Consider the following 20473-nt stretch of genomic DNA (forward strand, 5'->3'; position numbering starts at 1 on the left):
GCGGAAATCCGCCGGCAGGAATGCAGGAACTTCCCGGATGGGATATACTGTATACCATATGTGGTCATCGGAACCGCAGGAGCAAGAATTGCAGCATGATCTTCCAGCGGAAAGGAACACGGAAACGCAATGTCGATATGGCTATGGACGGCTGCGGCCGCGGCCGCTTTGTTGCTACTGCTGGCGGCGGCCAGCATGTATTTCTACCGCGTCGCCATCGCGCGCACGCCCAAGACTTATCTGGAAGGCAACCCCGATCTCCCTCAGAAGGAGGCATCCGTCTCCCGGCTGGATCCATCCGATAGGGAGGAGCAGGTGTGGCTCCGAAGCCGGCATCCGGAGATGGTCCGTCTTGTCTCCGACGACGGCCTGGAGATGCAAGCCTATTGGATTCCGAGCAAGGCTGAAAACGCCCGAATCGCCATCCTCGCCCACGGCTATTCCGGAGAGGCGACGCAGATGGCTGTGTTTGCCCGGTACTACGCCGAGGTTCTAGGGTGGAATGTGCTTATGCCCGACGCGCGCGGCCACGGCCTGAGCGGGGGCGGATACATCGGCTTCGGCTGGCATGAACGCAAGGATTATCTCCGCTGGATCGATTGGGCGGCCGGTAGGATCGGCAACGGCGCGGAAATCGTCCTGCATGGGGTTTCCATGGGCGGCGCCACGGTATGCATGACGAGCGGCGAGGAATTGCCGCCTCAGGTCAAGGCGATCGTGGCGGATTGCCCCTACACATCCGCGAAGGACGAGCTTGTCTATCAGCTGAAGCGGATGTACAAGCTGCCGGCGTTTCCGTTCCTGCCGATAACGAGCCTTGTGACCAGGCTGAGGGCAGGGTATTTCTTCGGCGAGGCTTCGGCTCTTGAGCAGGTCAAGAAGGCGAACGCGCCGATGCTGTTCATCCACGGCGAGGCGGATGCGTTCGTGCCGACGTGGATGGGGGTGAAGCTGTACGAGGCTTGCCCGCAGCCGAAGCAGCTGCTGCTTGTGCCGGATGCGGAGCATGGGGCGGCCCGCCAGAAATCCCCGGAGCATTACGATGCCGCCGTGACGGCTTTCCTGGATCAGTGGCTGCCCGGAACGGCCGCGGGGGAAAGGCTGGGGGAGGAGCAGGCTGCAACGACCTGATCAGCAGCTGGAGGCTGGAATCCGACAGGCATGTCAATGCGGGAGCGGCTTCAACGGAAGGTTGAGCTGGCCGGGCCACGAGCTTGCCAGACAGGTGCTGCATGCGAAAAAGAGTCCTGGGCCAAAAACTGGCATAAGGACTCTTTTTTTCCAATGTCTGCGGCGGATTTGCCTGAGGCAGCCATCCCTTATCGTGATGATGATGTCTAAGGCTCAGTATCCGGCGTATTTTCTGCTGCCGTCAGCGATGCGTCAGGACGGAAAGAACTTGGGCAGGTACCTGCGGTTCGCTTCCAGCATTTCATCCAGCAGCTCCTTGGCGACGCTGACGGACGGAACGAGCGGATGATGGGCCATCGCCTGCAGCGCCAGGCTGCGGTCGCCGGTTACGGCCGCTTCGATCGCGAGCGCTTCGTACGTTTTGACGGCATGGATGAGGCCTTTGGCCTGCGCGGGAATGTTCGTCAGCTGGAGCGGAACGGGTCCTTGGGAGGTGACGAGGCAGTTGACCTCGATGCAAGCGTCGTCCGGGAGGAAATCAAGGATGCCGTTGTTCGCCACGTTCAGCGTCTGCACGTCGCCTGTGCTGTTGTAGAGCGAGCGCATGAGGTTGACGGCCGCTTCGGAATAATAGGCGCCGCCGCGCTGCTCCAGCTGCTTCGGCTTCTCGCTCAGGTCGGGATTTTTGTACAGGTCGAACAGCTCGGCCTCTACGCGCTTGACCACCTCGGCGCGGTTGCCGTTTTTGCGCAGGGACTCCTGCTGCTCGGCGAGCATGGCATCCGTCATGTAATAGTATTTGAGATAGTAGGAAGGAAGCGAATGAAGACCTTGGATAAAGGCGGGGTCCCATTCCCCGGCTGCGACGTTGGCGGCGGAGAAGGAATCGTCGCCGCGCAGAAGCTCCGGCAGGCGGTCGACGCCATCGACCTCGGCGCGGCTGACCCAGTGAAGATGATTGAGGCCGACGAACTCGGCGTAGACCCGGTCCGTCGTCGTGCCGTATTTGCCGGATAGCCACTTGAGCAGGCCGATCGGGGCGTTGCACAATCCGACGCTGCGGACCGAGGAATGCTTGTGGATGGCCTCGGTCACCATGCCGGCCGGGTTGGTGAAGTTGAGCAGCCACGCCTGCGGCGCCAGCTCTTCGATATCCCGGCAAATATCCAGCAGCACCGGAATCGTGCGCAGCGCCTTCATCATGCCTCCTGGGCCGGTCGTCTCTTGGCCGATGACGCCGTATTTGAGCGGAATCGCCTCATCCTGGCCGCGCGCCTCCAGCATGCCTACCCGCATCTGCGTGCTCACGAAGTCGGCACCGGCGATAGCGAGCCGGCGGTCCGTCGTCAGATGGACTTCGATCGGAAGGCCGGATTTCTCCACCATGCGCTTGGCCAGCTCCCCGACGATGTTCAGCTTCCACAAGCCGGCTTCGATATCGACGAGCCACAGCTCTCTTACCGGCAAGGAATCGTAATAACGGATAAATCCTTCGACCAGCTCTGGCGTATAGGAAGAGCCTCCGCCGATGACGGCAACTTTCAATCCTTTGCTCATGCACGATCACTCATTTCCGTTGGATTGGGCGGCTGTCATGCCGCTTGAAGCTGGCAGGGAAGCGCTTGGAATCAGAGCTGCCCGCTTGAGGTCCGGATGTCCTCGAAATTCTGGAACCGGCCCATGGCGGCATACATCTCGCCGGTGATCTCCCGGCCGCCGGCGTCGAGCGCGCTCCACAGCGCACCGATGACGGGCTCGACCTCCAGCTTCACGAGCGAAGCCAGAGGAGCGGCATCCTTCAGCATCGCCTGGATAGGGCCGCTGATCCAGCCGGCGTCGCCGCGTGTAAGCAGGCTGCCCGCCAGCACGACGTCGAACGGGATGCCGGCCAGGCCAAGCTTGGCGACGACTGCATGGACGGACAAGGCAAGCTCCTTGCCTTGCTCGCGCAGGATGTCCAGAGCGACGTCATCCCCGCTCTCGGCAGCCTGGAACAGCAAGCGCACGGCATCCAGCGGCACGCTCCGGTTATGGTCGAGATAATCATGGAACATTTCGTCGACCGTGCCGTAACCGAGCAGTCCGAGCAGCATCGGCGTCAGCTGCGTGGCGGCACCCCGGCCGTCCCAGGAACGGACGACCGCACGGAACACTTCGACGCATAAGCCGCCTCCGCCGCCCCAATCCCCGTACATGTAGCTGAAGCCGCCGCATTGGTACGTCAGGCCGTCAGGATCGACGCCGGCGCAGTTCACGCCGGTGCCGCAGATGACGGAGACCCCGTAAGGACGGCGGGTGCCTGCGCGCAGGCCGATGATCGTGTCGCAGACGATCGTGTAGCGTTCCGTGAAGCCGAGGCTGTGCACCAGCGGATGCAGAATGCGGAAGTCCGCCTCCCGATCGGCTCCCGCCAGCCCGAAGCAGGCATGCTCCACGTCTGCGGCCGTAATTCCGGCTTCGTCGAGAGCTTGCTGGAGGGAGATGGTGAGGTTGGAGCGGGCTTCCTCGTAGCCGTTCTGATGATTGCCTCCGCCTGCGCTTCCTTTGCCTGCAATCCGGCCCGTATGGTCGCATACAAGCGCATAGGTCTTGCTGCCTCCGGCGTCGATTCCTACATAATAGCTCATCAAGAGTCTCCTTTTTCCTGAATATCCGCAGCGCGGCCGTGACTTCGTCCGGTCGATTCCCGGATGACGAGCTCCGGCTGGATGACGACGCCTTCCGGCGCCGCGCCGTCCGCCATCCGGGCCATAAGGGCTTGCACAGCCGCCTGGGCGATGGGGAGGACCGGCTGCCGGACCGTCGTCAGCAGGGGATGGAGCAGGGAAGCCAGGTTCTGATCGTCGAAGCCGACGACGGACAGGTCTCGCGGCACCGAAAGCCCCGCTTCCTGCAGGGCGTTGATGATTCCCGCAGCGATGTAATCGTCCCCTGCGAATACGGCGTCCGGAAGCCGGTTCTCTTCCAGCCAGCGTCTTGCGCTGCGGTAGCCGTTCTCGATGGAATAGCCGCCCGCCTCGATCAGGAACGGCTCCAGTCCGGCCTCCCGAAGAGCTCTCAGAAATCCGCTCTTGCGTTCCCGAGTGCTGTCGTAATGAGCAGGCCCGCTCAGGTGAGCGATCTTCCGCAGCCCCAGTTCCGTCAAATGCTTGCCGGCCATATATCCTCCGGCTTCATGGTCGACCTTGACGGTGGACGGGGCGGCCTCGGCATCCTGACTGTCGATGACGACGAAAGGAATGCCGCTCTGCTCCAATTCGCGGACGGTTTCGTCTTCGTCGGAAGGCGACAGGACGATCACACCGTCCACCCGGTTCTCGCGGATGAGATAGCTGCTGCCGGGCTCCCCCGATTCCGATGATATCGACAGCGCGAGGAAATAGCCTTGAGCCGACAGCTCGTCATGCACGCTCTTCACGATGGAGTCGAAGACGGAATCCTGCAGCGTAGAGAGGGTGAGTCCGATGACGCCCGTGCTTCCGCGCGCCAGCGTCCGGGCTGCGGCGCTCGGGCGGTAGTCCAGCTCTTTCATCGCGCTGAGCACTTTCAGCCTGTTGTTCTCACGGACGTTGCCGCTCCCGTTGAGCACGCGGGACACCGTTACGACCGACAAGCCGGAGCGCTTGGCGACATCGAATATGCTTGGTTTCATGAGCCATTGCCCCCGAGTTGAAAGTTTTCTTGATGCGGCAGAACTAAAAGTTATAACGCTTAAACTTTTAAAGCAAAAAAATTTTGCTGCTTGCAAAGCGGAAAAAAGAAAAATGGGTTGAACCAAAGTTAAAGCCCTTAAACTTTATTCGTTCCCATTGTATCGGCTACGAGGCTTAATGGCAATCTTTTTGTGGTAATATCGGAACAAAACGCAACGCAAGGAGGATGCGAATGGGTTTATTTCTGATGATCGGAGGCATTCTGATCGCTGTATTCGGGAGCGCGTACAGCTTCAGCATTGCCGGCGACTACGTCCATATCAGCTTTTTGGCTTGCATGATAGGGGGATTGATCCTCGCTGGAATCGGCAGAATCATCGATATCATGGAAACGTCGATCAACCGCGACAGGCCTCCCGGTCGACGGGAAGCCTGAACGGCTTCTTACGCTGCAAGCGGATCGTGGATGGCGCCGAGGAACAGCCACAACCCCGTGGTCGTGTCTTCGATGGCATAAAAGAAAGGGCGGTCCGCTCTGAACGAGAATGGGTCGGACGGGGCGCTTGTGCCTCCCATCCCGAGCGCGGTGACGGCCGCCGCTTCGGTTCCTTTTTCATTGACCTCGAGGACAGCCTGATGCTTGATGAGGTTGATGAAAAGGCCGGAAGAAAGGGCGGAAGGCTCGAACATGCCGGTGAAATCAGCCGTTCCAGACACGAAGGCGTCCTGCATGCCGAAATGCTGCAGGGCCGGAATCAGATCCGCCTCGTAAGAAACCTTGAACCGAGGAAGCGCGACAGAGCCGAGGGAGGCGGCCAGTTGGTCCTTCCACTCCCCGTACCGCTCCAGATCGCCGATGATGTCCGGAACGCCGAGCCCGCCCTGCGGCACGACGACGAGCAGGTCGAGCTTGTCCTGGAGATACGGAATCCGGACCGCTTCAAGGCGTTCCGTCTTCACGTGCGCGTAAGAACCGGATCTCTGCATCATCGGGACTTTTTCAGGATCTCCGTCCAACGTGCGGAACGGCTCCGGCTTTGTCCGGGCAGGGTCGAATTCATCCTTCCAGGCCCCTTTGAAATAAACGGCGTTGATCATGATGGCGCGGTTTTCCGGATCCAGCGTTTGGGATGGATCAAAGACGGATTCGATCATCCCCTCGGTATGCTTGGAGGTCCATTCGTTCATTGCCTCGACCGTTTTGGGCGAAGGCAGGTCAACTGCCTGCAGGCCGGCCTCGTAGCTGTTCTTGAGCGTGGCTTCATAAGGTTCGAGGAGATGCAAGCCTTTCTGGTACCAGAAGGAATTTGAAGCCTTGAGCTTGATGCCCTCTGCCGGAAGGCGGAGATAGGAACGAAGCTCTCTAGAGCTTGCCGCGATCTCGTCCGGGTGCGAGCCGCTCCAGCCGACAGCTTTCGCCATTTCCTCCATGGTCTTCCCGCCGCTTCCGTTCCAGGCCATGCCGAGAGCCTCCGAGACGCTGTACGGAGAGAGGACGATGTTCTTGTCCTTGTCTTCCTTGGCCAGCTCGCGGAACAGCGACAGCCCGAAGGCGTTGGCTGCCTGCAGATACGGCTCATCCAGCGTGAGAGCCGCCTTTGAACGATCATGCTCCTGATCGTGGATGCGGCCGGACTGCTTGCGGAACTCTTTCTCCGCTTTCGCTTCCTTGTCTTGGGCAGACAATCCGCAGCCGGCCATGAGGATGGACATGCCGAGCAGAACAAGTGCAGATATTCGGGCCTTTCGTCTGATTGGCATTTTGCCGCCCCCTCCGGGTATGCTTTGAACCTTCAGACGGCAAGCGGATGTTGAAGTTGCAGACTTTTCCATCCCTTGGCGGATGTGGTAAAGTGGGGAGCATACAGGTCTGGCAGCAAGAAGCCGATCAATAACCGTTATCTAGCCAAGTAGGAGGGTGTTCGCCCTGATCATTCGGGAAATGGAAGAAGAGTTCGTCCTGATCCGCCAGCATGACCATGCCGCGCTGTCGGCGGCGCTGGCAAGAGCGGCGTCGGACCGCTTTTTGCCGATCGGGAGGTTTTCCGCGGAGCTGCTTTATGCGATCGAGCAGCATGACCGCGGCTGGATCGAGCTGGACGAGACCCCGATCTGGAATGACGCCGCCGGCAGGCCGTTCGCATTCGAGGATTATCCGCTCCTGCCCAAGATGGCCTACTACCGGAGAGGCATCGAAGAAGCTGAGGCTGTAAGCCCTTATGCGGGGCTGCTGATCAGCTTGTTCTACACCGCATTTTTCGAAGGGTTCGAAGGAGCGCAGGTCGATGCGTTCCGCAAGCGCGAGGAGGAAAGGCAGAGGCGGATCCGCATGAATATGCGCGCGAATGCCGAAGAGGCTGCGCTGGATATGGCGCGGCTGCAGCTGTTCGACAGCCTGTCGCTGTACGCTTGCCTCAACGATCCCGGCACGCCCAAGAATCAGGAGCATCCATGGTACCGGGCAGGGTTCGGCGCTTCCCGCAAGCTGTTTCCGGACAGGGACATTCTGTCCGCCAGCTGGGAAGGCCCCGGCGCGGTGCGGTTCTCCGCTCCCGTGCTGGAGCGGGAGCTGACGACCTCGCTTCCGGTGAAGAGAATTCCGAGAAGATTCGCCGGGGAGATCGGAATCGACGCGGCTTACAGCCGAACTTCTTGGACCATTGAGGAAGTCACCTGGCTGCCGCCGGAGTGATTCGGTCTGAAGGATATTTTTTGAAGCAGTTGCGTCCGCAAGCCCAAAAGCCGCCTGAGCACAGGCGGCTGCTTGCAAATGACGATGGACGGAACAGGCGGACTCCGCTTGAGGAACGGCCTGGCTTCAATGCTTCTCGGAGCTGAGCGCGGCCGGCTCCAAAGCAAGGAAAGCCTTCCGGGCGAGGCCTCTTTTCGTAATCAAGGAAAGCCTTCCAGGCGAGCCCCCATCTTGTAATCAAGATGAGCCTTCCGGCTGCGCCCTCTTCTCGTAATGCTCCGCGATCTGCAGGATGATGATTTTGGCCATCATGTAGACGGGAATGGAGATCATGACGCCGACGATGCCGCTGACGGCTCCGGCGATCAGCACGACGACGATCGTGGTGAGCGGGTGGATGTCCATCGTTCTCCCGTAGACGAACGGGGAAATCAGGTTGCCTTCCAGCTGCTGGGCGATCAGGATGATGACGAGAACCCATACGGCGGACGAGAAGGAATCGGTGAAGGCGATCAGAATGCATGGCACCGCGCCGATAATGGAACCGATATAGGGAATCATGTTCATGGAGCCGACGAATATCGCCAGCAGCAGCGAATAAGGCAGGTCCACGATCAAGAAGCCGACATAGCAGAATGCGCCGAGCGCAAGGCAGCAGACGACCCGCCCGATCACGAACTCGCTGAGCATCTTGTCGATGGAGTTGAAGATTTCGATGGCATCGCTGCGGTATTTGGCCGGAGAGAACCGGACGAACGATGTATAGCCTTTCCGGTCTTCCTTCAGCATATAGTAGAGCAGCACCGGCACCGTGCCGACGACGAGGAAGACAGTAGTCACGATGGACACGGCACCTTGCAGGTAAGTGGAAGCGTAGTTGATGAACTGCTCCAGGTAGGTCGACACCTTGGTCGTCAGATCAAGCTCCTTCAGGCTGAAGCCCGCGATGCTCTGCTGCTGCAGATAGTCGATCTGGTCCTGTACGGCGGAGGCCAAGGCAGGCAGGTTGTTCAGGAATTCCTGTGTCTGGGACTGCAGAGGCGGCCATACGAGCACGATCAGCAGAGCGAAGACGGAGAAGATCAGGATGAACAGCAGCAGCACGGCCAGCCACTTGGGCAGGTTCCACTTGTGGAGCTGGGTGACGAGCGGCCTGAACAGGTAATAGAAGAAGAAGGACACGACGAACGGCAGCAGGAGCATGTTGAATGCCAGCAGCACCGGACGATAGACGAAGTCCAGCTTGGACATCAGGTACAAGATGAGAAGCACGAGAATGATGCTGATGCAGATTTGATAGAAACGTCCGATTTTCACCCGGCAGACCCCCATTAACAGTCGAAGCTTTTACCACAGTTGTACCCTGACGGCGCTTGCTCTAATCCATGCAAAAAATGTGGTGAGAAAGAAACCTTCCTGCCGCTGCGCCGTATGTAGATTCAACGGCAGAAAAAATTCGGTTCAGAGCTTCTTACTAGCTAACTATGCTCATGCCGATTCCATTCAGAACCGACCTAAGGAGGAAGATAAACGATGTCCCTGTTCAAACGGCTTCGCGACCTGACGCTCTCCAATGTGTACTCCCTGATTGAGAAAGCCGAGGATCCGGTGAAAATGACCGATCAATACATCCGTGACATGGCCGACGATCTGGAAGATGCCGAGAAGGCGGTCGCCGCCCAGATCGCGCTTGAAAAAAGATTCAAGAAGCAATATGAAGAGCAGGAAGCGCTCGCGCAGAAGCGCAACGAGCAAGCCCATCTCGCCGTCCAGAACGGCAATGTAGATCTAGCCCGCCGCGCTCTGGAAGAGAAGAAATCCGCCGAGGCGAAGCGCGACGAGTTCAAGACCGCTTACGACAGCAACAAGGCTTCCGCCGACAACCTGCGCGAGAAGCTTGGCCAGATGCAGAAGCAGCTGGCAGACCTCAAGAACAAGCGCGAGACGCTCGTAGCCCGCGCCAATGCGGCCAAAGCCCAAGTGGACATCAACCGCACGATGAACGGCTTCGGCAACGATACGGCGATGGCCGGACTGAAGCGCATGGAGGAGAAGGTGCTCCAGATGGAATCGCAGGCCGAGGCGAGCAACGTGCTGAACGACAAAGGCAAGTCGCTCGACGAGGAATTCGAGGCTCTGGGCAAAGACAAGGCTGTCGAGGATGAGCTGGCCGCCCTGTTGAAGCAATACGAAAAATAAGGCTGTAAGGGGAGGCGCGTGCCGTATGGCGCGGCCGCCCCTTATCTAATGAACGGGGGAACTTCTGATGACGCTTGAATCCGCTGTCCGGCTCTTGACCGGAACTTTCGCCTGGACGGCTGCCGGAGCTCTGCTCCTGGCCTTGCTGATGGCCGTCGATTCGCTGACGACCCGCTATAAGGATCTTGCGGAGATGCGCAAGGGGAACGTAGCGGTGACGACTCGGTTTATCATGAAATTATTTGCCCAAGGATACATACTCGCCCAAGCGGTACGCACCTCTTACAGCTTGTCCGAGGCGTTGATCGTGTCGGTCGTCTCCTTCGTCATCCTGCTGATCATCGAGCTTGTCGTTCGCCGGCTGCTGGACCGCTTTGGAGGCTTCCATCTCGATGAAGGGACGAAGGACGGCAAGATCGCCCATGCGCTGCTGGCTGGATCTCTGCATCTCACCGGGGCGCTGATCGTCGCTTCCACGCTGTAACGCATAAGGACGGAACCTATAGACAGGAGGAACGGGAGATGAGCCTGTTCAAACGAATCTCGGGCATCCTCCGGAAGCCGGAGCCGCCCAAGTCTGAAAAGAGCCTGCTCACGCTGGGACCGGGCGATATATGCGAGGTGTCTCTGGTCACCTATGAGGTCATCGGCAAGACGCAGAACGTCAGGCGCAAGGAAACATTCCTTTCCCTCCAGGACGGGACGGATCTGCGCTATCTCCATATCGAAGACCGTCAGAGCACCGAGTATACGTTGTATGCTCCGGTGGACGGAAGGATGGATTCCATAGAAGAGATCCCTTCCACGATGGAATTGGACGGAAGAGACTACTACCTGGAAGAGAACTACTCGTCGCCGGTCCAGGTGACGGGCCGCTCGCCGCATCAGGCGGCGGGGGAGCTTCATGTATGGCAGTACCAATCCGACGACCGCAGGCTGCTCCGCATCGAATGGCAGGAAGGGAGAATCCTTCTCTATGAGGGGGAATCGATCCTTACGGCCGACGTGAAGGTGCTGCGGGGAAGCTAGGAGGGCTAGCAGATGGGCAAAAAGTGGTTGAACGCCCTTAAGTGGGTCCTGGCCGCGACGCTGATGGTATCGCTGCTCAGCGGCTGCGGAGCTCCCAGAGTAAGCGATCAGTACCCGCTCGTGTCGGTAAGCAAGGACGGCGGCCAGACCTCCTATGTGTACCGGGCTGCAGGCGAGACCGTTCCGGAAGTCGCGGCGAGGCTTGCGGAGCAGAAGAAGCCCCAGCAGATGTCGGATTCGGACGATGAACGGATGTTCCTCGTGTATTCCGACCAATGGTATCATCTGCAGAGGGATCCGGCCGAGCCTCAGGATACGCTGATCGAGATTGACAATAAGGAATTCATACAGCGAAATTACAGCCCTTCCTTCCTGGAAGGCTACTTGACGGCTGTGCTGGTCGGACAGCTGTTCGATACCATCGGGAGCTACGGCAAATACCGCGGATATACAGGCCGCGATGTCTACAAGCCGGCGACCGGCTCGTACCGGACGCCTACCGCGTCGGACAAAAAGATGGCGCCCCCTCTTACAGTGCCCGGAAAAGGCTTCATCACCAAGCGAGGCGGCAAGGTCACGGATCGTCCGAGCGACAGCGGAGGCCTCTTCGACCGCAATCCGACGACCTCGAGCGGAAGCAAAGGCACGATCAAGCGGGACGGCGGATCCTCCTCGGGCAGCAGCGGATCGTGGCTGTCTCCGCGCAAGAGCGTGCCGAAGACGAAGTTCGGCAGCTCCGGCAAAATAAGACGCCGACGATAACCGGCAAGATAGATATGCCGAATCCGCAATCGGCATAGACTTAGATCAGGCGCGCTTCATCAAGGAGGATGCCTATGGACAGAATCGCCATCATCTCGGATATCCACGGCAATATGCCGGCGCTCGAAGCTGTGCTGGGCGACATCTCCAGACGGGGAATCGGCCGGATCGTCTGCTTGGGCGATCTGATCGGCAAGGGACCGGGCTCGGCTGAAGCTGTCGACAGGATCCGCAGCAGCTGCGAAGCCGTCATCAAGGGGAACTGGGATGACTTCATCAGCAAGGAATCCGAGCTCGAATTCATCCGGTGGCATCAAGCCCGTCTCGGGGAGGAACGGCTCCGCTATTTGGCCGGTCTTCCCTTTTTCGCGGAATATGTTTTGAGCGGCAGGCTGATCAGACTTCTCCATGCCTCTCCGGAAAGCGTGTATAAGCGCGTGCAGCCTTGGGATTCCAAAGAGACGAGGCTGGCGATGTTCGAGCCTCCGCTCGGGGAGGCAGAGAGGGCCGACGTGCTTGGATACGGCGATATCCACCAAGCCTATGTCCAGCATCTGAACGGCCGGATGCTGTTCAATTGCGGCAGCGTAGGCAACCCGCTGGATATGACGCAAGCTTCTTATGCGGTTCTGGAGGGATCGCGGCAGGCGGACAGCACGGCTCCGTTCTCCTTGCAGCTGATCCGGGTGCCGTATGATATCGAGGAGGCGGTACGGCTTGCGCTCGAGGCCGGCATGCCCGATACCGCCGCTTACACGCTGGAGCTGAGAACCGGCCGTTATCGCGCAAAACGATTAGACAGTGGAGGCGATGCCGATGATACGCGCGATCCTGTTTGACCTGGACAACACGCTGCTCGACCGCCAGGCCGCTTTCCTCCGCTTTGCCTCCAGGCTGGCGGATGACTACGCCGATGCCGCGGGCGAGGAACGCCAGAGCTGGATCGATTCTGTCGTCGAATGGGATGAAGACGGATACAAGGACAAACCGCAGTTGTTCCGGGAAATACTGCAGCGCCTTCCATGCAGGCCGGCGGCGGGGTGGGAAGAGCTGTACCGATACTACCAGAAGCATTATGTGGCTTCCGCCGTTCCGATGGAAGGGATGAGAGAGCTGTTGTCCGCGCTTCGTCCCTATTACAAGCTGGGCATCGTCACGAACGGCAGGGACGACATCCAGAACGGCAAGATCGACAAGCTGGGCATTCGGGGCTGGTTCGGCTCCATCGTCGTCTCGGAGTCGGCCGGAATCAAGAAGCCGTCTCCTCTCATATTCGCCCGGGCTCTGGCTGAGCTCGACGTCAGTCCCGAACAGGCGCTCTTCGTCGGGGATCATCCCGTCAACGACGTCGAAGGAGCACTTCTCAGCGGGATGCGGGCCGTATGGCTCAAGCGGAGCCAGCCCTGGAACGAGTCCATCGCGGTCATGCCCGATGCCGTCATCTCAAGCCTGGCCGAGCTTCCCCAAGCGATCCGGCATGCATGGGGCCAGACGGCATCATCCATCAAGCGGCTTTCCTGATTTCAGGGAGCCGCTTTTTTTGCCGCGCCCCGAGCGGACCGGCGCATTGACGACCGTCACTTTGTTCTTGCCCGTCGTCTTGGAGCGGTACATGGCTTCATCGGCTTCCCGGATGACTTCCTCCACGGTGCTGCCGCTGCGGGAATAGCTGACGCCGATGCTCATCGTAACGATGGATTCCTCTTCGATCCGGCGCCGGAGCAGCTCCGCGATCTCGGCGGCCTTGTCCCCGGAGCCGACAGCGAGCAGCAGCTCCTCGCCCCCGTAACGGCCGGCAATGCCGCCGCTCTGGCTGATCTCCCGCATGATCTCGGCGACCTGCTTGAGCACCCCGTCCGCCCGATGGTGCCCGTGGGTGTCGTTCAGCTTCTTGAAGTTGTCGATGTCGCCGAAGATGACGGCGATTCCCTTGCCGCGCACCATCATCTGGCCGGCCTTCTGATGGAAGTGCTTGCGGTTGTACAATCCCGTCAGCCCGTCGGTGATGGAGGAGCGGTAAGTCGTCAGCAGCCTGTCGACCACCCATTCGAACAGCAGCAGGAAAAGCAGGATGAAATAGATGACGGGCAGCATTCTCGAGAGCAGCAGCAGCATCGGCACGCTGCCTTGGAAGACGTAGCGGTCGGTGACGCGGGCCAGGTCTCCGGCGAAATAGATCATGAGGCCGACGGAATACTTCGTGCGCAGCTCGACCCCTCTCGTGTCCAGCAAAATCAGGAAATTGACGAGAATCCCATAGAAATCAAGGCCTACGAACGGAATCGGCGCGCCGGCGGAAGTCTCCAGGAGCCGCGGGTTGAATGCGATCTCGAGTCCCGCGATGAGAGCGGCGGCGAGCGCCATCAGGAAAAAGGGCGCACCCTTGAGGCGGACGGCGGGATGGCTGTATAATTTCATAAATACAAAGTTTATAATGATGAAAGCGAAGATGCCCAGCAGTCTGGTCCCGAGCTGAAGAAGCGGCGGGGAGGTCCCGCCGTCGGCCCCGGCAGCCTGAAGCAGCTGCAGCATCATCAGGAGAGGCAGCACGACGATCAGCAGCCGGTAGACGGGATGCCGCCGGTAGCTGCGGTACAGGCGCACGGACATGAACATCATCATGGCCAGCACGGTGAGGGAGCAGGCTGAAGCGAACAGTCCGATGGAAGGATTCGACATCCAATTGGTCATAGCGATTACACTCCGTCTTTGTCAACTTTTCTTCCTGCGACTTCGGATCTCGATCTTCATTATCTTGCTGCCTTGAATCTATCGATGGACCATTCATGCTACAATGGCGGTATCGGCTTGACGGGAGGAAGATATGAGAGGGAACGTCCGTTCTAGTATAACATGATCATGTCTGTTCGGAGGAGATGCGGACGATGGAAATTTTGCAGGCCTTGTTTTTTCCGCCGGAACAGCCCGGCGGCGTTTCTTCCATGGTTCCGTACATGCAGGAGAGGTTCAACAAAGTCGGCTGGCCGACAGAGCTGTTCTCCCTGCCCAAAAGAATCCGGGGCAAAGGAAAAGAGGACTTTCCGTTCCTCCATCTGGATGCGGGCGAATACGAGGACAATCCGATTACGGCCAAATATTTGCAGACGCTTCGGGATTACTTGTGGTGGACGAAGCTGCGCATCAAGCGCTCCTATGATCTGATCCACGCGCATCATCCTGTAGCTGCGCTTGTCATGAAGCAGGTCTTTCCGGATACGCCGCTGGTCGTCACGATCCATTCCAGCTACGAGAGGGAGCTGATCCTGAACGGCAAAATCCGGGAGGGTGGTCCCGAACACCGGTTCCTGACATCCATCTACAAGGAAATCGAGGATACCGCGGACCGGATCCTGACGGTATCGGATTCATTCCGCGCCTATCTGGCGCCCTATGTGGAGCGCCCCGAAGAGATCGGAATCATCGCCAACGGCTTCGACGAGCGCAGATTCAAGCCGATCAGCCATGAAAATGCGGTTCCCCAGCTCATTACGGTATGCCGGCTCGTCCCGGCCAAGGGCATCGACATCCTGCTTCATGCCTGCGCGGAGCTGAAGGCCAAAGGGCATCCGTTCGTGCTGCACATCATCGGCGACGGCCCGATCCGCGAGGAGCTCGAGGCGCTGGCCCAGAGCCTGGACTTATATGACGACATCATCTTTTACGGCTACATGCTCCATCCGGAGGAGTTCATGCCCTTCTTCGACGTTTTTGTCCTTCCGTCCAGAGCGGAGGCGTTCGGCAGCGTGTTCGCCGAAGCGGCCTTATGCTGGCTTGCGCTTGTCGGGACGGATGTCGGCGGCATCGGCGAGCAGATCGACGACGGCGTGAACGGACTGCTCGTTCCCCCGGACGATCCGGCCGCGCTGGCGGCTGCGCTGGAGAGCCTCGTGACGGATTCGACGTTCCGCTATCAGCTGGCGCGAGCGGCATGGGACAAAGCGAAGAAAGCCTATTCCCTCACGAGAGTGATTTCCCAATTGAAGCAGGTCTATCTGGAGACGGCGCCTGAAGCGGGCGGGAACGGCTAATTCCCCCCCCTCCCGGTTTTTTTGCGTATCATCAGCAGCAGCCATCCGAGGCTTACGAAGCCGAACAACGGGTAGAGCGTCGAGACGAGCGGGCCGAAGCCGATCTGGCTTAGCAGATAGCAGAAGATAAGGATGAGGATGATGATCAAATTCCGGGGAATGGGGAGACGGTCCTGCAGCTGGAGCGCTAGGCCGTATACGTCCGCGATCAGCGTCGTGAAAATCTCGGAGAAGATCAGGAAAATGTAGATGAGCTGCACGCCGCTGCCGAGCTGCCGCGCGATGCCGCCCATCGGAATCGCATATTGCTGGACGCCCGGCATATGAGAGCTGAGGGCGATATGGCCCGCCAGCAGCATGAAGCCGATGCCGAAGCCTCCGAACCAGGAGCCGAGCTTGATCGCCTTGCGGTCGGCGATCTCGGCTCCGAGAGGCACGAGCACGGCCTGGGCCATGGCGAGGTTGAAAGCCGTATACAGGAATGGGGAAGCCCATATCCGAAGCGGCGATGCGTCGGTCTGCAAAGTGATCCAGCGACCTGAGCCGGGAGAATGGAAAGTGTCGAACAGGACGAACACGGTGAACAGCAGCATGACGGGCACGACGATGCTGTTGACGGTAAGGATCGCCTTCATTCCTCTGCTCAGCATCGCATAACAGGCGACGAGAGTGACAACGAGGCCGGTTTGATACGAGATGTTCCAGTTCTCATAAAAGATCGTTCCCGCTCCGGCGAGCATGATCGCATTGACGCCGAGCAGCACGACAAGCATGAAATGGCTGACCAGCTGCCCGATCGAGCGGCCGAACAGCGCCTTGTTCAGATCCTCGTAGGATTTGGCGCCGATCTCCCCGGCCAGAATCATCATTTTGGCTCCGAGCCAGATGAAAAAAACCGTCGCGACAGCAATCGTGAAGGAAGCCCAGTAGCCGTACCGGGTGAAAAACTGCAAGATTTCCTGTCCGGTCGCGAAGCCGGCTCCGACGATGGTGCCCATATACGTAAACCCGATCTGCAGCACTCGCCCTGTGCGTCCCGGCATCCGCGTCGCCTCCGCTTCTGAATCAATCCTTACCATCCTATGACTGGGACGGGACGGGCATGACAAGTCTTTGGCAGGCGGCGAGCCGGTCCTGGGTTGCGCGAACGCTCCAGCTATGATAATTTAACGGAAAGAATGACGCCGGAAGGGACTAATGCGCCATGGAACAATTGAAGCAACGCATCTTGCAGGAAGCCTCTGTCATGTCGAGCGACGTGGTCAAGCTCGATGCGATTCTGAATCATCAGGTCGATCCTGTCCTCACGATGGAGATGGGGCGGGAATTCGCGCGCATCTTCGCCGAGGAGCAGGTGACCAAAGTCATTACGGTGGAATCGTCCGGCATTCCTGTCGCATTTGCCACCGCCCTCGAGCTCGGGGTGCCGCTGCTGTTCGCCCGCCGCAAGAAGACGCTGATCGCCGATCCGGATCATTATTCGGAACGGGTGCCTTCGTTCACCAAGGGGATCGTCACGGATCTGATGGTTTCCAAGTCCATGCTCTCTGCGGACGACCGGCTGCTGTTCATCGACGACATCATCGCCAACGGAGATGTGGCGCGCGGCCTGGTCCGGATCATCGAGCGGTCCGGCGCTTCGCTGGCCGGTCTCGGCGTCGTCGTGGAGAAAGCATTCCAAGCCGGCGCAAGCACGATTCGGGAGAGCGGAATCCGCGTGGAATCGCTGGTCAAGATCGCCTCGCTCGAGAACGGGAACATTGTGTTCGCGGATTGAGCACAACAGCAGCGGGAAATCAACTCTTTTCCCCGATAGGCGTATCCCCTATAATAGGAACAAGATCTTCAAGGGAGGCATAAGGATATGGAAAACGCGAGTTCCGAGTTTTTTGAATCCAAGCTGTCCGATGCCAAAGTCCATTTCGAGCGCGCGCTCGATTGCAAGCATACGGAGTTTGACGATCTCTATCCTTATATGATCGAGCATCCGCAGTTTTTCTGGTATAAGCGCTACGTCGCCTGGTCGGAGCTGCTGACGGTCGTGAAGCTCAGCGAGGAGCTGGGGATGGAGTGGAAGGGCCAGTTCACCGAACGCCAGGCCGACTACATCGGCAAGCGCGTGATGTCTTCCAGGGTTCTGGACGAATGGTTCGAGACCAACGACACCAAGGAGCATGTCGGCAACGCCGAATGAAGCCTGACGGCAACGCCGAATGAAGCATAGAGAGGCCCGGGAGACATGCGGTCAGCCAGTCTTCCGGGGCTTTTTTGCGTCTTAAGGACACGATATGCAAGCTGGAATTGTTTCAACCTAGAGAATGGAGGGTAATTTTATGAACATCGCAAGCGAAGACCTGCTGAACCAATATCGGCTCTCAGGAGAGAAGGTCAGGGTGATCCGGGATGAGATGGAGCAGAACGATGTGCTCGGAATCGTGGTAGCCTGGGATGAAGATTCGGTCATGATCCGAAGGCCCAACAAGCGTGTCGTCAAGCTAAGCCGGAGCTACCGGTACGAGCCTGCAGCGGCTCCGCGTTCCTGATCGTCCTCAACAAACGAAGGAGGCGGCGCAACATGTTATGCCCTAACGACCATATGGTCATGAATCATTCGGAGACGGACGGAATCTCGATTCACAAATGCCCGGTATGCGGAAGCGTGCGGCTGACCGGACATGAAGAGGACAAGCTGGCATTCGGAGGGGTGGAGCTGTATCCTTACACTCCCGGTCCTGCGGCTGAGCCTGCGCAGAAGGCCCCGTTCGGCTCGGCGGTCAAGGAAAGCTCCGATCGATCCGGCATTGAAAAACTGGGAAACGATGCGATTGTTTACGGAGCCCCGGAGCTGTCCGACAACGGGGCTTCCGATTCCGGCCGATACGGCTATGTGCCGGAGGAGGTTCGGGCAGCGAATACAGATCTGCATATCCAGGCTTATGGAACGCCTCCCGAAGATTTCGGGAGGGTACATGAGAATGCGGGTGGACAAGAGGCGGGAGGCAGCTACGCCTATCAGCCTAGCTCATCCAAAATCTGAATTGCGGAACTTCTTGAACTACATTGACTTGGCTATGACCGCCATGATAATATAATCAACGTTGCAGCGTTTCATCAGCTGCCGAAGCGTTTTACTTGCGGTCATGGCGGAATTGGCAGACGCGCTAGATTCAGGTTCTAGTGTCAGCAATGACGTGGAGGTTCAAGTCCTCTTGACCGCACCACTTTATCAGCAACAGGTTTCTGATCTGCTCGCCAAGGCAGATTGGGGACCTTTTTTCATTTCAAGCTATTGCTCCTCTCTTGGGCAGATGAATGCCGCTTTCATTTTTGTCATTCCGTACGATTTGTCCGCTCCCTGAAGAGACAGCAGGAGTTTACCGCGGATCTGAAGCTCACCGACAAAACAAGAAAGCTGCTTCCATTGTGGCAAAGGAAAAGATAGAATTGGTACGAAAGCCACGAACCTTATATTGGTGTTGGGCTTAGCAACCAAGTCCTTTCTGAAGCGCGCAGCAAGGTTTATGAGCGGACCAACCGGCAGAACGTCAAGGGGGAAATACAGAAAGTGGAAAAGAATGATGACGCTGTTCAGAATGAGCCTAAAAACCATCCTCGGGCTCTCCTTGAAATATTAGCTGTATCAACAAAACTGGGGCTCACTTCATTCGGAGGGCCGGTTGCTCATCTTGGCTATTTTCATGACGAATACATACGCCGCCGCAAATGGATGGACGAACGGAGCTATGCGGATCTGGTCGCACTGTGTCAGTTTTTGCCCGGTCCTGCCAGTAGTCAGATTGGGATTGGAATCGGCGTTATCCGCGCCGGACTACTCGGCGGACTGACTGCTTGGCTTGGCTTTACGCTGCCATCGGTCATTGTACTGGTACTGTTCGCCTTCCTTTTGAAGGGATTTGATATCGGCAGCTCTGGATGGATTCATGGTCTTAAAATCGTCGCTGTAGCCATTGTTGCACAAGCCATACTTGGAATGGGAAAAAAACTCGCTCCAGATCGAAACAGGGCGACTATCGCTATTATTGTTGCATCCGTCTCGCTCTTGTGGCAGGCAGCTTTTAGTCAGGTCCTGCTTATTGCTTTCGCAGGGATGATTGGAATGATGTTGTTTCGAAAAACGGATGTTCCGGAAACAGCGGATCTTACCGTTTCCATCAGCCGCAGCTTTGCTGTCATGTGTTTGGCTGTTTTCTTTGGACTCCTGATTGCATTGCCGGTTCTTAGACAAGCCTTTGCCGCGGACTGGCTGTCCTTGTTCGATAGCTTTTATAGAGCAGGCTCACTTGTATTTGGCGGAGGCCACGTCGTGCTTCCATTATTGGAAAGGGAAGTTGTACCGCCGGGGTGGATCGGCGAGACGGATTTTTTAGCCGGATACGGAGCGGCACAAGCGGTGCCTGGACCGTTGTTCACCTTTGCTGGATATTTGGGTGCAATGATTAGCGGGGTCAAGGGGGCCCTGATTGCAACAGCCGCCATTTTTCTGCCTGCTTTTCTTTTGATCGTAGGCGCATTACCCTTTTGGAACTCGTTGCGTAAAAGTCCAAACGTACAAGGGGTGCTCATGGGGATGAACGCAGCGGTCGTCGGCATCTTGTTAGCAGCGCTTTACAACCCGTTGTGGACGACGGCTATTCTGGCTCCCTCTGACTTTGCTCTCGCAACGATTCTGTTTTTGATGCTCGTATTTTGGAAGTTGCCGCCTTGGGTTGCTGTCATTACGGGTGCGATTGGCGGAATGCTGATCGGACATGTTTGAACGATTTTGCCTGTGCTGTTAATAGATCAACGCGGGACGGACCCCGTTTTCTTTTGGGCCTCGAAATGCTACTATGAAATCAAGTTCATAACAGGTAGGAGCCGGATAAACCACATTGTCCCCCCTTTGCGATCGGCGCAAAGGAGGATGGTGGTTTTTTTCATTTAAGCAGGATAGATCGGCATCCAAGGATGTCGGCATC

The 20473-nt window shown here is 58.1% G+C and carries 22 protein-coding genes and 1 tRNA gene; 16 read left to right on the top strand and 7 right to left on the bottom strand.

Annotation, left to right across the window (positions count from 1 at the left end; translation table 11 throughout):
* Nucleotides 1-129: 129 nt before the first annotated feature.
* Complete coding sequence (locus AC06G8_RS08625; RefSeq protein ID WP_480285031.1) at nucleotides 130-1131, top strand: alpha/beta hydrolase; 1002 nt, start codon at nucleotides 130-132, stop codon at nucleotides 1129-1131.
* A gap of 252 nt (nucleotides 1132-1383) precedes the next feature.
* Here AC06G8_RS08625 and AC06G8_RS08630 read toward each other — a convergent pair whose 3' ends face one another.
* From AC06G8_RS08630 to AC06G8_RS08640, 3 genes are all read right to left on the bottom strand, one after another.
* On the bottom strand, nucleotides 1384-2688 hold the full coding sequence (locus AC06G8_RS08630) for a 6-phospho-beta-glucosidase (RefSeq protein WP_480285032.1): 1305 nt from the start codon (nucleotides 2686-2688) through the stop codon (nucleotides 1384-1386).
* A gap of 71 nt (nucleotides 2689-2759) precedes the next feature.
* Nucleotides 2760-3758 (bottom strand): N-acetylglucosamine kinase, encoded by a 999-nt coding sequence (locus AC06G8_RS08635; RefSeq protein ID WP_480285033.1) that lies wholly within the window; start codon nucleotides 3756-3758, stop codon nucleotides 2760-2762.
* Entirely contained in the window at nucleotides 3758-4783 is a 1026-nt protein-coding gene (locus AC06G8_RS08640) for a LacI family DNA-binding transcriptional regulator (protein ID WP_480285034.1), read from the bottom strand. Before AC06G8_RS08640 ends, AC06G8_RS08635 begins: the two co-directional genes overlap by 1 nt.
* A gap of 233 nt (nucleotides 4784-5016) precedes the next feature.
* Here AC06G8_RS08640 and AC06G8_RS08645 point away from each other — a divergent pair, with 233 nt between their 5' ends.
* Nucleotides 5017-5220, top strand: a complete 204-nt coding sequence (locus tag AC06G8_RS08645; protein ID WP_447661956.1) for a hypothetical protein — start codon at nucleotides 5017-5019, stop codon at nucleotides 5218-5220.
* A gap of 8 nt (nucleotides 5221-5228) precedes the next feature.
* On the opposite strand, the gene AC06G8_RS08650 is transcribed toward AC06G8_RS08645, so the two are convergent.
* Nucleotides 5229-6545 carry a serpin family protein gene (locus AC06G8_RS08650; RefSeq protein ID WP_480285035.1) on the bottom strand — a complete coding sequence of 439 codons (1317 nt, stop codon included), beginning with the start codon at nucleotides 6543-6545 and terminating at the stop codon, nucleotides 5229-5231.
* 157 nt (nucleotides 6546-6702) lie between these two features.
* On the opposite strand from AC06G8_RS08650, the gene AC06G8_RS08655 reads away from it, so the two are divergent.
* Nucleotides 6703-7476, top strand: a complete 774-nt coding sequence (locus AC06G8_RS08655; RefSeq protein ID WP_480285036.1) for a DUF3891 family protein — start codon at nucleotides 6703-6705, stop codon at nucleotides 7474-7476.
* 237 nt (nucleotides 7477-7713) lie between these two features.
* On the opposite strand, the gene AC06G8_RS08660 is transcribed toward AC06G8_RS08655, so the two are convergent.
* Entirely contained in the window at nucleotides 7714-8793 is a 1080-nt protein-coding gene (locus AC06G8_RS08660) for an AI-2E family transporter (RefSeq protein WP_447661951.1), read from the bottom strand.
* 216 nt (nucleotides 8794-9009) lie between these two features.
* Here AC06G8_RS08660 and AC06G8_RS08665 point away from each other — a divergent pair, with 216 nt between their 5' ends.
* The 6 genes from AC06G8_RS08665 to AC06G8_RS08690 all read left to right on the top strand — a co-directional run bounded on the left by AC06G8_RS08665 (nucleotide 9010) and on the right by AC06G8_RS08690 (nucleotide 12987).
* Nucleotides 9010-9675 carry a PspA/IM30 family protein gene (locus AC06G8_RS08665; RefSeq protein ID WP_447661950.1) on the top strand — a complete coding sequence of 222 codons (666 nt, stop codon included), beginning with the start codon at nucleotides 9010-9012 and terminating at the stop codon, nucleotides 9673-9675.
* A 67-nt stretch (nucleotides 9676-9742) separates the two neighbouring features.
* A complete protein-coding gene (locus tag AC06G8_RS08670; protein ID WP_048744563.1) occupies nucleotides 9743-10159 on the top strand; it encodes a DUF350 domain-containing protein in 417 nt (138 codons plus the stop codon).
* Between the two features lie 38 nt (nucleotides 10160-10197).
* Entirely contained in the window at nucleotides 10198-10704 is a 507-nt protein-coding gene (locus tag AC06G8_RS08675) for a DUF4178 domain-containing protein (protein ID WP_480285037.1), read from the top strand.
* A 12-nt stretch (nucleotides 10705-10716) separates the two neighbouring features.
* Nucleotides 10717-11466 (top strand): DUF4247 domain-containing protein, encoded by a 750-nt coding sequence (locus tag AC06G8_RS08680; RefSeq protein WP_447661948.1) that lies wholly within the window; start codon nucleotides 10717-10719, stop codon nucleotides 11464-11466.
* A 74-nt stretch (nucleotides 11467-11540) separates the two neighbouring features.
* Nucleotides 11541-12305 carry a metallophosphoesterase family protein gene (locus AC06G8_RS08685; protein WP_480285038.1) on the top strand — a complete coding sequence of 255 codons (765 nt, stop codon included), beginning with the start codon at nucleotides 11541-11543 and terminating at the stop codon, nucleotides 12303-12305.
* Nucleotides 12283-12987, top strand: a complete 705-nt coding sequence (locus tag AC06G8_RS08690) for an HAD family hydrolase (protein WP_447661946.1) — start codon at nucleotides 12283-12285, stop codon at nucleotides 12985-12987. Before AC06G8_RS08685 ends, AC06G8_RS08690 begins: the two co-directional genes overlap by 23 nt.
* On the opposite strand, the gene AC06G8_RS08695 is transcribed toward AC06G8_RS08690, so the two are convergent.
* On the bottom strand, nucleotides 12964-14157 hold the full coding sequence (locus tag AC06G8_RS08695; protein ID WP_480285039.1) for a GGDEF domain-containing protein: 1194 nt from the start codon (nucleotides 14155-14157) through the stop codon (nucleotides 12964-12966). The genes AC06G8_RS08690 and AC06G8_RS08695 overlap by 24 nt on opposite strands.
* A gap of 194 nt (nucleotides 14158-14351) precedes the next feature.
* Here AC06G8_RS08695 and AC06G8_RS08700 point away from each other — a divergent pair, with 194 nt between their 5' ends.
* Nucleotides 14352-15494 (top strand): glycosyltransferase family 4 protein, encoded by a 1143-nt coding sequence (locus AC06G8_RS08700; protein ID WP_447661944.1) that lies wholly within the window; start codon nucleotides 14352-14354, stop codon nucleotides 15492-15494.
* Here the strand turns inward: AC06G8_RS08700 and AC06G8_RS08705 are convergent.
* A complete protein-coding gene (locus AC06G8_RS08705; protein WP_447661942.1) occupies nucleotides 15491-16537 on the bottom strand; it encodes a YkvI family membrane protein in 1047 nt (348 codons plus the stop codon). The genes AC06G8_RS08700 and AC06G8_RS08705 overlap by 4 nt on opposite strands.
* A gap of 161 nt (nucleotides 16538-16698) precedes the next feature.
* Between AC06G8_RS08705 and AC06G8_RS08710 the strand changes: the two genes are divergently transcribed.
* The 6 genes from AC06G8_RS08710 (at nucleotide 16699) to AC06G8_RS08735 (ending at nucleotide 20271) form a co-directional block, all read left to right on the top strand.
* Nucleotides 16699-17271 carry a xanthine phosphoribosyltransferase gene (locus AC06G8_RS08710; RefSeq protein WP_480285040.1) on the top strand — a complete coding sequence of 191 codons (573 nt, stop codon included), beginning with the start codon at nucleotides 16699-16701 and terminating at the stop codon, nucleotides 17269-17271.
* A gap of 87 nt (nucleotides 17272-17358) precedes the next feature.
* Nucleotides 17359-17688 carry a hypothetical protein gene (locus AC06G8_RS08715; protein WP_447661940.1) on the top strand — a complete coding sequence of 110 codons (330 nt, stop codon included), beginning with the start codon at nucleotides 17359-17361 and terminating at the stop codon, nucleotides 17686-17688.
* Nucleotides 17689-17833: 145 nt separating this feature from the next.
* A complete protein-coding gene (locus tag AC06G8_RS08720; protein WP_480285406.1) occupies nucleotides 17834-18037 on the top strand; it encodes a hypothetical protein in 204 nt (67 codons plus the stop codon).
* 32 nt (nucleotides 18038-18069) lie between these two features.
* Nucleotides 18070-18531 carry a TFIIB-type zinc ribbon-containing protein gene (locus AC06G8_RS08725; RefSeq protein ID WP_480285041.1) on the top strand — a complete coding sequence of 154 codons (462 nt, stop codon included), beginning with the start codon at nucleotides 18070-18072 and terminating at the stop codon, nucleotides 18529-18531.
* A gap of 97 nt (nucleotides 18532-18628) precedes the next feature.
* Nucleotides 18629-18715: transfer RNA gene (locus AC06G8_RS08730), tRNA-Leu, on the top strand.
* A gap of 344 nt (nucleotides 18716-19059) precedes the next feature.
* A complete protein-coding gene (locus AC06G8_RS08735; RefSeq protein WP_480285042.1) occupies nucleotides 19060-20271 on the top strand; it encodes a chromate transporter in 1212 nt (403 codons plus the stop codon).
* The last annotated feature ends 202 nt before the right edge of the window (nucleotides 20272-20473 follow it).

It is taken from the genome of Paenibacillus sp. SJS-P3 (assembly GCF_056711585.1).

Coding starts and splice junctions, on each gene's coding strand:
- AC06G8_RS08670 (WP_048744563.1), top strand. CDS start 9,743: ATGACGCTTGAATCCGCTGTCCGGCTCTTGACCGGAACTTTCGCCTGG.
- AC06G8_RS08675 (WP_480285037.1), top strand. CDS start 10,198: ATGAGCCTGTTCAAACGAATCTCGGGCATCCTCCGGAAGCCGGAGCCG.
- AC06G8_RS08685 (WP_480285038.1), top strand. CDS start 11,541: ATGGACAGAATCGCCATCATCTCGGATATCCACGGCAATATGCCGGCG.
- AC06G8_RS08725 (WP_480285041.1), top strand. CDS start 18,070: ATGTTATGCCCTAACGACCATATGGTCATGAATCATTCGGAGACGGAC.
- AC06G8_RS08665 (WP_447661950.1), top strand. CDS start 9,010: ATGTCCCTGTTCAAACGGCTTCGCGACCTGACGCTCTCCAATGTGTAC.
- AC06G8_RS08695 (WP_480285039.1), bottom strand. CDS start 14,157: ATGACCAATTGGATGTCGAATCCTTCCATCGGACTGTTCGCTTCAGCC.
- AC06G8_RS08705 (WP_447661942.1), bottom strand. CDS start 16,537: ATGCCGGGACGCACAGGGCGAGTGCTGCAGATCGGGTTTACGTATATG.
- AC06G8_RS08650 (WP_480285035.1), bottom strand. CDS start 6,545: ATGCCAATCAGACGAAAGGCCCGAATATCTGCACTTGTTCTGCTCGGC.
- AC06G8_RS08635 (WP_480285033.1), bottom strand. CDS start 3,758: ATGAGCTATTATGTAGGAATCGACGCCGGAGGCAGCAAGACCTATGCG.
- AC06G8_RS08645 (WP_447661956.1), top strand. CDS start 5,017: ATGGGTTTATTTCTGATGATCGGAGGCATTCTGATCGCTGTATTCGGG.
- AC06G8_RS08680 (WP_447661948.1), top strand. CDS start 10,717: ATGGGCAAAAAGTGGTTGAACGCCCTTAAGTGGGTCCTGGCCGCGACG.
- AC06G8_RS08715 (WP_447661940.1), top strand. CDS start 17,359: ATGGAAAACGCGAGTTCCGAGTTTTTTGAATCCAAGCTGTCCGATGCC.
- AC06G8_RS08625 (WP_480285031.1), top strand. CDS start 130: ATGTCGATATGGCTATGGACGGCTGCGGCCGCGGCCGCTTTGTTGCTA.
- AC06G8_RS08710 (WP_480285040.1), top strand. CDS start 16,699: ATGGAACAATTGAAGCAACGCATCTTGCAGGAAGCCTCTGTCATGTCG.
- AC06G8_RS08700 (WP_447661944.1), top strand. CDS start 14,352: ATGGAAATTTTGCAGGCCTTGTTTTTTCCGCCGGAACAGCCCGGCGGC.
- AC06G8_RS08690 (WP_447661946.1), top strand. CDS start 12,283: ATGATACGCGCGATCCTGTTTGACCTGGACAACACGCTGCTCGACCGC.
- AC06G8_RS08640 (WP_480285034.1), bottom strand. CDS start 4,783: ATGAAACCAAGCATATTCGATGTCGCCAAGCGCTCCGGCTTGTCGGTC.
- AC06G8_RS08630 (WP_480285032.1), bottom strand. CDS start 2,688: ATGAGCAAAGGATTGAAAGTTGCCGTCATCGGCGGAGGCTCTTCCTAT.